This is a genomic window from Escherichia albertii (genome assembly GCF_028622335.1).
Taxonomy (GTDB): domain Bacteria; phylum Pseudomonadota; class Gammaproteobacteria; order Enterobacterales; family Enterobacteriaceae; genus Escherichia; species Escherichia albertii.
Genome location: NZ_CP117568.1, coordinates 1,587,499 through 1,600,838, shown reverse-complemented (window position 1 = coordinate 1,600,838; position 13,340 = coordinate 1,587,499). Strand labels below are relative to the sequence as shown.

The window sequence follows — 13,340 nt, the reverse complement described above, 5'->3', positions numbered from 1 at the left end:
TGTTGTCTGATGATTTATAAAAATGAGGCTTTAAACATGGTACCTGTGGTCGCGCTTGTCGGGCGCCCTAACGTAGGAAAATCCACGCTATTTAACCGTCTAACTCGCACCCGAGATGCGCTGGTTGCGGATTTCCCGGGTCTGACTCGTGACCGTAAGTACGGTCGTGCGGAAATTGAAGGCCGCGAGTTTATCTGTATTGATACCGGCGGGATCGACGGCACCGAAGAAGGGGTCGAAACCCGTATGGCGGAACAGTCGCTGCTGGCGATTGAAGAAGCGGACGTTGTGCTGTTTATGGTTGATGCGCGCGCAGGTCTGATGCCTGCGGATGAAGCCATTGCCAAACATCTGCGTTCTCGCGAAAAGCCCACCTTCCTGGTGGCGAACAAAACTGACGGGCTGGACCCCGATCAGGCCGTTGTTGATTTCTACTCGCTGGGTTTAGGGGAAATTTATCCCATTGCCGCTTCTCATGGTCGTGGCGTATTAAGTCTGCTGGAGCGCGTTCTGCTGCCGTGGATGGAAGAACTCGCGCCGCAGGAAGAAGTGGACGAAGACGCTGAATACTGGGCACAATTTGAAGCGCAAGAGAACGGCGAAGAAGAAGAGGAAGACGACTTTGACCCGCAAAGTCTGCCAATCAAACTGGCGATTGTTGGGCGCCCGAACGTCGGTAAGTCTACACTCACTAACCGTATTCTCGGTGAAGATCGCGTCGTGGTTTATGACATGCCTGGCACGACGCGTGACAGCATCTACATTCCAATGGAGCGCGATGGACGTGAGTATGTACTCATTGACACAGCAGGTGTGCGTAAGCGCGGCAAAATTACTGATGCGGTAGAGAAGTTCTCGGTAATCAAAACGTTGCAGGCGATTGAAGATGCCAACGTAGTGATGCTGGTGATTGATGCGCGCGAAGGTATCTCCGATCAGGATCTCTCCCTGCTGGGCTTTATTCTTAATAGTGGGCGCTCACTTGTGATTGTGGTGAACAAGTGGGATGGTCTGAGCCAGGAAGTAAAAGAGCAGGTGAAAGAGACGCTGGACTTCCGTCTGGGCTTTATCGATTTCGCCCGCGTGCACTTTATTTCTGCATTGCACGGCAGCGGGGTTGGCAATCTGTTTGAATCGGTGCGCGAGGCTTATGACAGTTCGACTCGTCGTGTGGGGACTTCCATGCTGACGCGTATCATGACTATGGCTGTTGAAGATCACCAGCCGCCGCTGGTACGTGGTCGTCGCGTGAAGCTGAAATATGCCCACGCAGGGGGTTACAACCCACCGATTGTGGTGATTCACGGTAACCAGGTGAAAGACCTGCCAGATTCTTACAAGCGTTATCTGATGAACTACTTCCGCAAGTCGCTGGACGTAATGGGGACGCCGATTCGTATTCAGTTCAAAGAAGGGGAAAACCCGTATGCGAACAAGCGTAACACTCTGACGCCGACCCAGATGCGTAAGCGTAAACGTCTGATGAAGCACATCAAGAAAAATAAGTAACCACTTACTTATTTGTTGGGTTTCCCTTTCTTTGTGGGGAGGGAAACCCGTATAAAACGCGAGGAACACGATGGAACTCAGCTGCCCAATTTGCCAGAACACTCTCGATATCAGCGGCAACACTGCCCATTGTGCAGTCTGCGATAAAAATTTCACTGTTCAGCCACTTTGCCCGGATTGTCATAAACCATTACAGGTGCTGAAAGCTTGCGGTGCAGTAGATTATTTCTGTCAGAACGGACATGGACTGATTTCTCGTAAGCGAGTCGAATTTTCCGTCTTCTGATATTAATAAAATATATTATTTAATTATATCCCATTTATTTAGTGAATATAACAGCGTATATATTATCACTATAACTGATAAAAGAGTTAAGTGAATCACTATTATTTATTTTTAGGAATATATTTAGATCTGCAAATGTATTTTCCCGGGGAGATTTAGAATAGAATTCTAAGCAAATATTCTCTGTATAAAATGTTATAAGGATGTTGTATGGTGCAATGGATGCGCTTTATTTTTTTAACGCTTATCTCTGGCGCTGCGTGTGCGGCACCAGAGATAAGCGTTGGGCAAAATGAATCTTCATTACCTGACCTGGGAAGCGAAGCCGCTCACCAGGAAGAACAAAATAACAAGGGTAAATCTTTTAAAGAACAGGGTGCCGATTACATCACGAACTCTGCCACGCAGGGTTTTGAAAACCTGACTCCCGAGGCGCTCGAATCTCAGGCCAGAAGCTATCTACAAAGTCAAATCACTTCATCTGCCCAGTCATACATCGAAGGCGCATTGTCACCTTATGGCAAGGTAAGATCAAACCTCTCCATCGGTCAGGGGGGTGATCTGGAAGGCAGTTCCATCGACTATTTTATTCCCTGGTATGATGACCAAAGTACTGTTTATTTCAGCCAGTTTTCAGCGCAACGCAAAGAAGAGCGTACAATAGGTAATGCAGGAATTGGCGTAAGACATAATTTTGATAAATGGTTGTTGGGTGGAAATATATTTTATGATTATGATTTTACCCGAGGCCATCGCCGTTTAGGTTTAGGAACAGAAGCCTGGACCGATTATTTAAAATTCTCCGGTAACTATTATCATCCACTTTCCGGCTGGAAAAATTCAGAAGATTTCGATTTTTACGAAGAGCGTCCGGCGCGGGGCTGGGATATTCGGGCGGAAGCCTGGCTGCCTGCGTATCCACAATTGGGTGGTAAAATTGTTTTTGAACAATATTATGGCGATGAAGTGGCGCTCTTTGGCACCGATAATCTGGAGAAAAATCCACACGCTGTGACGCTGGGGCTAAATTACCAGCCAGTACCGCTCATTACGGTGGGAACTGATTTTAAGACCGGCACAGGCGATAACACTGATGTCACCGTCAATGCGACCCTTAACTATCAGTTTGGGACGCCGCTCAAAGACCAGCTCGATCCTGAAAACGTTAAGATTGCCCACTCATTGATGGGGAGTCGCCACGATTTTGTCGAGCGTAATAACTTCATTGTTCTCGAATATCGTGAGAAAGATCCCCTCGATGTCACTCTGTGGCTGAAAGCCGATGCCACCAATGAACATCCTGAGTGCGTCATTAAAGACACGCCAGAAGAAGCGGTTGGCCTGGAAAAATGTAAGTGGACCGTTAATGCGTTGATTAATCACCACTACAAAATTGTTGCTGCGTTCTGGCAGGCAAAGAACAACGCCGCACGCACTCTGGTGATGCCGGTGATCAAAGAGAATACTCTCACCGAAGGTAACAACAACCGCTGGAATATCGTTCTTCCCGCCTGGCAGTACGCCTCTACCGAAGCTGAACAGCAAAAACTCAACACCTGGCGGGTGCGTATTGCGCTGGAAGATGAAAAAGGTAACCGCCAGAACTCCGGCGTGGTGGAAATCACTGTTAACCAGGACCGGAAGATTGAGCTTATTGTTAACAATATTGCCAACGTACCGGAAGAGAACAACCACAGCCATGAAGCGAGCGCCCAGGCCGATGGCGTAGACGGCGTGGTGATGGATTTAGACGTGACGGATAGCTTTGGCGATGATACGGATGGCAAAGGAAATGTGCTCCCGGAAGATAACCTTAATCCGCAGCTTTACGATGCGCAGGATAAAAAAGTTACTCTTGCTAATAAACCTTGCACCACCGAAGCCCCTTGCGTCTTTATTGCCGAAAAGAACAAAGAAAAAGGTACTGTCACGCTTGCCAGTACGTTGCCCGGCACTTTCCGCTGGAAGGCGAAAGCCGCGCCTTATGACGACAGTAACTACGTTGATGTGACCTTCCTCGGCTCCGATATCGGCGGGTTGAATGCCTTTATTTATCGCATCGGCGCGACAAATCCCGTCAACCTTATCGGTAACAAAGATCCACTTCCGTTGAATAATACCTATCGCTTTGTGCTGTGGCGCGATGCTAACAAAGACGGCATTTTCCAGCAGTCGGAAAAATTGACCGATGAAGAGATGGCGCAGTACGACTACCAGTGGGAATTTACCGGGCAGAGTGCACACGGTGAAACAGGCGCACAAGCCAACACGACCAATGAAGATATTGTTATCCCGGCGACCAATCAGGAAGCCGCACAGAAGTTTAGCGCGCAGGCAGGCGATGGCGTGCAGGGATACGGTTTACAGGTGAAATACAGCAAGAAATAAGATCGGCGTAATGGCCGATCGGCCAGCCGCTGAGGTTTAACCAAGGAGAGTGTGTATGCAACAGGAAACAAAACGCGGCCTGACGAAGATCGCGCTGGCGTTAGTACTCGCCGGGTATTGTGCAGTGCCCGCGGCGTTAGCAGCAGGTGAGCAACAACTGGGTAATTTGAAAAGCGGTGCCAGTTACACGATGTCCGGCAGCACGGGCGGCATTAATGGTACTGTGCCGTGGATTACCAGCAGTAGCACGCCACAGTTGGATCGGGCTTCAGATACGGGTAAGGATCATGTAATCGTAAGCATTGATCGCGGTGGCCGTACTGTTGCGACCGATGTCGATAAGCAATTTCACGTTAACGATAAAATCACGATTAATTGGACGATTGGCGATCAGCAGGGCGATGTTGACAACGGAGCGAGTAATGCTGGCGCTCCGAATGCCTTAACAAAAGCGACGATTGTCTGGACGCGGTCCAAAAACCAAAATGGTTCGGATGCGGTTGAGATTAGCGGCACAACAGGCCAGGATTCTTACACCATTCAGGCCGACGATGCTGACTATTATATCGGTATTAAAATTCTACCAACTACCAGTACCGGTGTGCCAAATCAGGCAGAGCAAGTGCTCAACCTGGTTGACTTGTCCGATGCGGACGGTGGTGGTTCCGACAGCGATGATATCCCGACAGGGCCAGTTGTTGATGAAAGCGTGAAAGTCATGATTTACGACAACGCGGCACCTGATGTTGATCTGCTGTCTACTGGTCATACGAGTGATGTTCTGCATACAGAACATACATATAAAGTCCGCATTTACCAGGATAAAGACGGCAGCAATAGCTGGAATACCGGCGATGTGGATGTTACCGCTAATTACGACTACCGATGGGTATTTAGCGGCACCAGTCAACAATTGGGTGCGGCAGGCGGTGATTCTACTGTTGAAAACGCCGATCTGGTCATTCCGGCGACCAATGCGGCAGCCACGACTATCTTCGCCACTGCAGGCGCCGATGGTGTGCAGGGTTACGGTTTGTCCATCAAGTACAAACGCAACGACAATCAGTAATTCTGATTTCACAAACGCCATTCCATCTGGAATGGCGTTTTCAGCGGACTTTACTTAGCCAGGCCAACAATCTGATCTAACGTTAAGTAAAGTGTGTTGCGTGTTATCTCAATATGGGACAGGCGGGATGGAGTTTTCTTATGTCCAGTTTTTTTAAACTGAGCAAAATCATCGGAATCGGGGCGTTGTTCGCCATGATGATGCTTTCCGCCCATGCGGCGCTGAAAGGCGGTCAGTGGCAGCAACCCGTAATGCCAACGGGAGCCATTAACGGCACCGCTCCTTTTGCCGACAGTGCCAGCGTGCCCGTCTACCAGGGCAGCGTGCAGCTTGATCCGACCCAAACTCACGATATTGCCAATACCGCTAAACCCGGCGAGTTCAGCGTCGACGATACCGCCGCCAATATGATCCTGACTAACCCACAGGATACGCAGGGCGATCTGTTTGATATTCCGCCGTTGCTGCGCTGGGAAAACCAGACACCGCCCGCGGTTTCATTAATCTGGGCTGAGTCCGCCACGCCGGACACGCCGCTGAATCCGCAGCCGCGCCCGGATCGCTCCTTCTGCGCACAGGATCTGGCTGGACATACGCTGGTGGCGTGGCCGCAAATCAGCCAATCGCAGACTATACCGCAACTGAATTTATTCACCCTGACCGGGGTGCCGAACGAGGGCGTGATCCCATTAAGTGACCAGAAGGTGACGCTCAATATCGCTCAGGCCAGCGGCGATCTGGTGACGATAAGCGTTGCTGGCTATGACGACACGCTAAAGGCGGCGAAAACCACCGTCGGCGGTACGTTGACGCTGACCGTGACGACGAAAGACTGTGTGGGCAACCCGGCAGGCAACATTCCTTTTAGCGTTAAACGTAAAGACGCCGAAAACCGTCAGGGGGGAGTAAATAACGTTGGGCCAGTAATGTTGGATACCACCGAACTGTCCACGACGGCGACAGAATATCGCGGTACGACAGATGAGAACGGCACAGCCACAATCCAGGTCACACAACCCAACGGACCAGGCGTGAAAACACCGCTGGTCGTCAGTCTGGCGGGGATTACTCAAACCAGCGAAACCGCCGTGATTTTCACGGTGTTGACCAGCCCGGACGCGCCGGAAGCCAGCATGTGGGGCCATATGGCCGACACGGTGGAAGCCTACGGCTACACCTTCTCGCGCCCGAAACTGGCGGCGGAAGCCAGTCATGACGGCACAGTGGTTGATCGCAACGAAACATGGTCCACCTTCACCTGGAGCGGCGCGGACAACCATTGCGCCATTTTGCCCGGTATGCGTCAGTTCGGCGCGCTGGCGACGGTAATTCCGACTTCAGTGCAGCAGGTGCTGGGCTGGCCGATGCAGGATGATTACTACTGGTCGTCGCTGGCGGGAACGACCGGGCAGCACCATGCGGCGAATATGGCGAATCGTAGTGAAGCGCAGAAACCGGACGACACCCGATTTCTGGTGAGCTGTGTGGATAAAGAAGCGCCGGATGTTGAACCGAAGCTGATACTGACGCCGGGAAGTTTTGACAGTACGCTGAATGCCGCGAAAGCGAAGGTTGGCGAAACGATTACCATGCGTCTGGCGATCACCGACAACAAAAATAACGATCAGCCGTTGCCGTATTACTACTTCTCTGTGCACCTGGATAACGGCGTTAACCGTAAGGGGGAAAATGACGCCGCATGGGAAGCGCATCCGGTGCAAATTGCGGAGAATGGCAATCTGCAAAAGGTGGACGACCATACTTACGAAGGTATTACCGATGCCAATGGTCAGGCGACGCTGATCCTGACTCAGCCCGACGGCGCCGGGGTAAAAACGCATATTACGGCGAAAATGCGCAGCAATTTTACAGCTGAAGATGCCAAAGACGTGATCTTCACCGTGATCACCAGCCCGGATGTCGCGCAGGCCCGCATGTGGGGCCATATGCAAGGTCTTATTGCCGCAGGTAGCATATTTAAACGTCCGCGGCTGGCGGATGAAACCAGCCATGAGCTGGGGCAGATGCGTGAAAACAACGAAGACTGGGCGCTGTTCGATCAGGACACCAGCATGCAGGCCGAATGCGGCGTCGGGCATATTCCGCGCCAGAGTTCGCTGGAAAGTTTGTATGCTGCCTATCCCGGCAATGAGATCGGTACCCAATACGGCTGGCCGACGTCGAAGCAGGATTATCTGACCGCGGTAGAAGACGTCACGCACTCTTCCGTCAACCTCAATAATGGCGGCGTCGATAGCTACAGCGGGTTTAAACAAAACTACCTGAGTTGTTCAGGCAATGAGCTGGTGACGCGCATTGCAGCAACGACAGACCGCGATGTGACTGTCGGCACCAAAGCGCAGGCCAAAGTAGGTGAGAAAATCACCATGACGGTGCATACCTTCAATGCACTTAATAATGCGCCAGTGGCTTATGCGGCCTTCACCATTACCAAAGATATCGGCGTGAACCAGCGGGGGCGAGCCGATGGTTTTGACGATCCCACCTCTGGCGCGCTGGAGATGAACGGCACGTTTTACGGTACATCACAGCCGTCTCTGGTCTATTCCGGCACTACGGACGCGCAGGGCAATGCAGCGGTGGTGATTGAACAGCCGCAGGGCGTGGGCTTAAGAACGCCGCTGATTATTACGCCGACCAATTCAGAGATACCTAACACGGTTAACTACTCGGTGATCTTCACTGTTGTTACCAGCCCGAGCGTGCCTGGCCCGCAGGGGGCGCAGATGTGGGGGCACATGGACGACACTATCACCGTCGGTTCCCTGACCTTTGGCCGCCCGAAACTGGCGACGGAAGTGGCGAATGCGTCGAGTTCCATTACTGAGAATAATGAAACCTGGGTACGCGTGGCGCAGGCTGATCTGACGAATACCAGCGCGGGCGGCTGCGGTGCCAATATGTTGCCGCGCCGCACGCAACTGACGGATTTATATGCTGCTAACAGCGGCAACGCCATTCAGACGGAACACGGCTGGCCGACCCAGCGTCAGTCGTACTGGAGTAGTTCTCCGGCGGATAACGTGCCGCATCTGTTTACCGTCTGGCTGAACGACGGCAGTCTGGTGAATAACAATGAGTCCGAGACCTACGTCAGTTGCCTGACTACGGCGAACGCGCCTGCCGCTAGCATTACGCTGGAAGTGGTTGACCCGGCGCAGTGGGATGCGACGGACAACGCGGCGAAGCTGAAAAGAGGTGAAACGTTGCCGGTGAAAGTGACGGTAAAAGACGCACAGGGCAACCCGATACCGGATATGCCGTTTACCCTCAATCGCGGCGATGGCTATACCCGTTCCGGCGAAAAACACCTTGCTGGCAGTGGCGACGGCATTGTTGCGCCGGTGGTGGTGGACGGCGGCCAGCCTGACGAAGTGACGCTGAACGATAAGGCAACCGTCTATACCTCAATGACCGGCAGCGACGGCAGCAAAATTCTCTCGATTACCCGCCCGGACACTCATGGCACCAGAACGGCGCTGACGGCGGCGTTGTATTCCGATCCAACCAAAAAAGCCAGTATGGACACTATTTTCACAGTGCCCACCAGCCCGGACTCCGCGAAAGCCAAAATGTGGGGCCATATGCCGGAGACGCTGACGGCGGGCGGGCTGACATTTAAACGTCCGCTGTTATTTACTGAACTGAGTACCACCAGTGGACGAAAAAGCCAGGTTGAGGACAACGAAACCTGGGCGCTGTTTACCGAAGGTCAGGCCGGAACAACCAGTATTAATGGCTGCGGCACGGATTATATACCAGCGCAGGATGCGCTGGTCACGCTGGCAAATAACTGGGGCGGCCATGAGGCCGACGGTTGGCCAGTGCTGGAGAATTATGTGAGCAGCACGGCAGATGATGCGACGACGGACAGCCGCAAATATAAAAGCGTGCAGCTCAGCAACGGCACTGGCAGCTCGTTGGCGGCCAGCGATACCGGCTATTTAACCTGTCAGACCACCGCGAACCCTCAAGCGGCGCAGATTACGCTGACGTCAGATAAGACGATAAAAGCTGATAGTTACGATGCGGTTAAAGTAAAAACGGATTACACCACCAATCAGGAACAAATGATTCTGACGGTGACGACGCGTGATGCGCAGGGGAATTTGTTAGGCAATACGCCATTCCTGTTTCGTCATGATACGTCGTTAAGTCGTAAAAACGCAGGGGTATCAGATGCCACGTCGAATTTGATTTCAGTCACGGATGAAAATAATCATCAGGCGTATTTAGATAAATCGGTGAACTTTTATGGCTCTACCGGGCCGGATGGCACAATGACACTGACCGTGAATCAACCTAATGCGGGCCTGGGTGTCAGAATGCCGCTTCATGCAACGCTGGATAATAATGCGGCAACCTCGCAACCATTGAGCGCCATCTTTACAGTACAAACCAGCCCGGATACGTCACTGGCGAACTACTGGGGGTATATGCCAGAAACCTTAACCGCCAAAAACGGTAAGGTATTCAATCGTCCGCTGTTAAAAGCTGAAACAGGCGCTACTGCATCTTTCAATGTTAATAACGAAGTGTGGCAGAAAGTCACAATCACCCAGGCATTGAATGGTAATCAAGGGGGGTGTCAGGACAGATTACCACAGCTAAATGATTTGCTGTCGCTTTATGAACAGTATCCTGATGGGGCGTTGCAATCAACGCAGGGGTGGCCTGCAGATCCATCAGTACCGGGTTTCTGGTCGCGTAATGCGGCTTCCAGTGCGGTGATAGCAGTTCCTGCATATCAATATGTTAACCTCGGTACGGTTGGCTCTGTAATGAGCACTTCCTCTACTTCGACCCCCTGGCCGCTGGTCTGCCTGGTGAATGCGGAACCGATCGGCGCGATAACTCTGGCGTCAGCGCCGGAAAACTGGGACAGCGTATGGCTGGCCGGAAAAGCGAAGAAAGGCGAGTCGATTCCTCTCACGGTAACGGTAACATATAGCGACGGTTCACCTGCGGCCTATGAGTCGGTGGGTATCCAGCGTGGTACAAGTGTAAATCGTGCAGGAACCAGCGAAATGGCTACCTCTGTTACTGATGACCTGGTGGTAGACAGTTTTGCTCCGGCACAAACATACACGAGCGGCTCTTTAGTTGATTTTACGACTGGCAATCACTATATAATTATGCAGACGGATGCCCAGGGGCAGGTGACTTTTAACCTGCATCAGGATAACACCTCCGGGCTCAAGACGCCGATGATCGCGACGGCAACAGGCAGCAGCACGCAGATGAAATCATCGCTGGATACAGTCTTTACCGTGATTACCAGCCCGAATAGCGACAAAGCGAATATGTGGGGCCATATGCCGGAAACGGCGACGGCGGCGAACGGTGCGGTGTTTGAGCGGCCGAAATTGTTGACAGAGCTACCGTCTGCAACAGGTGTTACCAGCGTATTACAGGCCAATGAACACTGGCCCACAATAAAGATAAAACAGAGACTGGACAGTACTGTTAGCCCGTGTGCCGACGAAGCAAAACAGCCGACGCTCGACGATCTGAACGCGTTGTACAACCGCTATCCTAACCATACGCTCCAGGCGGCCATTGGCTGGCCAGCCGTATCAGGTAGTTATTCCTGGTGGGGGATGGATCAGTGTACAAGTTCGTCAACCACGTGTAAGACGGTGGATTTGTATTCGGGTGCGGCCGGTTCGAAAAACACAGCCTATCAGGCATGTCTGCTTAACCCGCGCCCTGAGGCGACCATCACGCTGACATCTTCGCAGTTTGATTCCGGCAGACAGGCGGCAGTAGCCAAACAGGGCGAAGCGATGTTTTTAACCGTGACGACGAAAGATGGCACCGGGAAGGCGAAGCCCAACGTGGCGTTCACCCTGACGCGCGGTGAAGCGGCGCCGAGAAATCCCGGCGTGACGCTGTACGGCGATGATGTGGCGAGTTTTGATGACATGTTGTTGGCACCCGTATCGCCTGCGGGCGCGAGCGTGACGCTAACGGATAACGGCAGCAGCATTAGCGGCGTGACTGCGAGCAACGGTACGGCGACCTTCACCATCCGCCAGGATAATTCGCCGGGGTATAAAACGCCGCTGAAGGTGGCGCTGGTGAGTGACGACACGGTTACATCGTCGCTGGATACCATCTTTACCGTCCATACCAGTCCTGATATCCCCACGGCCAGCTTCTGGGGGAATATGGTGGATACCGTGACCGTGAACGGAAAAACGTTACATCGTCCATTGTTGGCGTCGGAAGTGTCGTCTGCGACGCCGGCATCAACGCCGATTGTGAATAACGAAATCTGGGCGCTGGCGCATACTATTGATGCCAGTAAGCTGGATTTTGAAAAACAGTGCGGTAGTCTGGGCAAAGCGCCGACATACAGTGAGTTGCAGACATTGCATGGTTCAATGAATAGCCTGGGATGGCCGATGACGTCGTTTAGCTATCTCTCATCATCGGCCAGCAGCGGCAGTTTCTACTGTGGCCTGAACATGTCAACGAACACTCAGAATTGCGGTATTGATGTCGATGGGACGCCTGGGTTTGCTACCTGTTTCCAGTGATTCTGTACAATATTGCCGGACATTGATTATGTTCAGTCCGGCACAGAACGGCGTGGTTTACGTGAGCGCTTTACCGCGCTGACTTCGCTGACCACCACGCCATCGCCAAGGCGGGTAGTTAGCGTGTCGCCAGCTTTAACTTGTTTAACCTGCTTCAGGACTGAGCCATCGGCGGCGCTGGTCACGCTATAGCCGCGTGCCAGCGTGGAAAGTGGGCTGACGGCTTCCAGGTGCGTTACCGCGTTGCCGAAACGTTCACGTGTGGCGCTAAGCTGTGCGCGAAGCGTTTCTGTCAGACGATATTCCAGTTGCTGAATGCGAGTTTGCGCCCGATGAATATGTGGTTGCGGATTTTGCTGGTTAAGCCGCTGGATAAGGCGTTGCTGCTGCTGATTTGCCTGTTTAAGCTGATTTTCCAGTGCGAAGCTCATTCGTTTTTGCAGGCGTTCAAGCGCAGTCTGCTGGCGTGCCAGCCGTAACTGCGGGTGCTGCTGCTGTAACCGATGATGAATTTGCGTAAAACGACGTGCCCGATTAGCAAGATAATAATCCATCGCCATTTCCAGCCGCTGCTGGGCAGATTGCACCTGGCGCAGCAACTCCTGCTGATTGCGGCTCACCACTTCGGCGGCGGCAGATGGTGTGGGCGCACGCAGATCGGCAACAAAGTCGGCGATGGTGACATCGGTTTCATGCCCGACAGCGCTGACTACCGGAATACGGCTGGCAAAAATCGCCCGCGCCACGCGTTCGTCGTTAAAACTCCATAAATCTTCCAGCGAACCACCGCCGCGTCCGACGATTAGCACATCACACTCGCCGCGAATATTTGCCAGTTCAATGGCGCGAACGATTTGCCCCGGCGCATCATCACCCTGTACGGCGGTAGGATAAATAATCACTGGCAATGAGGGATCGCGACGTTTTAATACATGCAGAATATCGTGCAGTGCCGCACCGGTTTTTGAAGTGATCACACCCACGCAGTGCGCGGGGGAGGGAAGTGGTTTTTTAAATTGCTGATCGAACAAACCTTCGGCCTGCAACTTCGCTTTGAGCTGTTCGTATTTCTGTTGCAACAAGCCTTCACCCGCTGGCTGCATACTCTCGACGATAATCTGATAATCGCCGCGCGGCTCATACAATGTGATATTGGCGCGAACTAATACTTGTTGCCCATGTTGTGGGCGGAAGGTGACCCGGCGGTTGCTGTTGCGAAACATGGCACAACGCACCTGGGCGGTATCGTCTTTGAGCGTAAAATACCAGTGACCGGAAGAGGGCTGGCTAAAGTTAGAGATTTCGCCGCTGATCCACACCTGTCCCATCTCATGCTCAAGCAGCAGGCGAACCGTTTGATTCAGGCGGCTAACGGTAAAAATTGCAGGGGATTGAGAAGGTAACATGTGAGCGAGATCAAATTCTAAATCAGCAGGTTATTCAGTCGATAGTAACCCGCCAGTTGGGGATAGCAAGCATTTTTTGTAAAAAGGGGTAGATGCAATCGGTTACGCTCTGTATAATG

At 52.4% G+C, this 13,340-nt stretch carries 6 protein-coding genes; 5 read left to right on the top strand and 1 reads right to left on the bottom strand.

Annotated features, from left to right (window positions below):
* Window positions 1-36: 36 nt before the first annotated feature.
* The 5 genes from der (at window position 37) to PS053_RS07775 (ending at window position 11,815) form a co-directional block, all read left to right on the top strand.
* Window positions 37-1,509 carry a ribosome biogenesis GTPase Der gene (der, locus tag PS053_RS07795; protein WP_024164944.1) on the top strand — a complete coding sequence of 491 codons (1,473 nt, stop codon included), beginning with the start codon at window positions 37-39 and terminating at the stop codon, window positions 1,507-1,509.
* A 70-nt stretch (window positions 1,510-1,579) separates the two neighbouring features.
* Window positions 1,580-1,795 carry a zinc ribbon domain-containing protein gene (locus PS053_RS07790; RefSeq protein ID WP_000423501.1) on the top strand — a complete coding sequence of 72 codons (216 nt, stop codon included), beginning with the start codon at window positions 1,580-1,582 and terminating at the stop codon, window positions 1,793-1,795.
* A 210-nt stretch (window positions 1,796-2,005) separates the two neighbouring features.
* A complete protein-coding gene (gene sinH, locus PS053_RS07785) occupies window positions 2,006-4,183 on the top strand; it encodes an intimin-like inverse autotransporter SinH (RefSeq protein ID WP_256879217.1) in 2,178 nt (725 codons plus the stop codon).
* Between the two features lie 55 nt (window positions 4,184-4,238).
* Complete coding sequence (locus tag PS053_RS07780; RefSeq protein ID WP_059215598.1) at window positions 4,239-5,252, top strand: SinI family autotransporter-associated protein; 1,014 nt, start codon at window positions 4,239-4,241, stop codon at window positions 5,250-5,252.
* Between the two features lie 140 nt (window positions 5,253-5,392).
* Window positions 5,393-11,815 carry an adhesion domain-containing protein gene (locus PS053_RS07775; protein ID WP_256879218.1) on the top strand — a complete coding sequence of 2,141 codons (6,423 nt, stop codon included), beginning with the start codon at window positions 5,393-5,395 and terminating at the stop codon, window positions 11,813-11,815.
* A 32-nt stretch (window positions 11,816-11,847) separates the two neighbouring features.
* Here the strand turns inward: PS053_RS07775 and xseA are convergent, their stop codons facing one another.
* Complete coding sequence (xseA, locus tag PS053_RS07770; protein ID WP_000937866.1) at window positions 11,848-13,221, bottom strand: exodeoxyribonuclease VII large subunit; 1,374 nt, start codon at window positions 13,219-13,221, stop codon at window positions 11,848-11,850.
* Window positions 13,222-13,340: the final 119 nt, after the last annotated feature.

What these genes read in the sequence shown, in the direction of transcription:
- der (WP_024164944.1), top strand. Translation starts at nt 37, where the DNA reads ATGGTACCTGTGGTCGCGCTTGTCGGGCGCCCTAACGTAGGAAAATCC.
- PS053_RS07790 (WP_000423501.1), top strand. Translation starts at nt 1,580, where the DNA reads ATGGAACTCAGCTGCCCAATTTGCCAGAACACTCTCGATATCAGCGGC.
- sinH (WP_256879217.1), top strand. Translation starts at nt 2,006, where the DNA reads ATGGTGCAATGGATGCGCTTTATTTTTTTAACGCTTATCTCTGGCGCT.
- PS053_RS07780 (WP_059215598.1), top strand. Translation starts at nt 4,239, where the DNA reads ATGCAACAGGAAACAAAACGCGGCCTGACGAAGATCGCGCTGGCGTTA.
- PS053_RS07775 (WP_256879218.1), top strand. Translation starts at nt 5,393, where the DNA reads ATGTCCAGTTTTTTTAAACTGAGCAAAATCATCGGAATCGGGGCGTTG.
- xseA (WP_000937866.1), bottom strand. Translation starts at nt 13,221, where the DNA reads ATGTTACCTTCTCAATCCCCTGCAATTTTTACCGTTAGCCGCCTGAAT.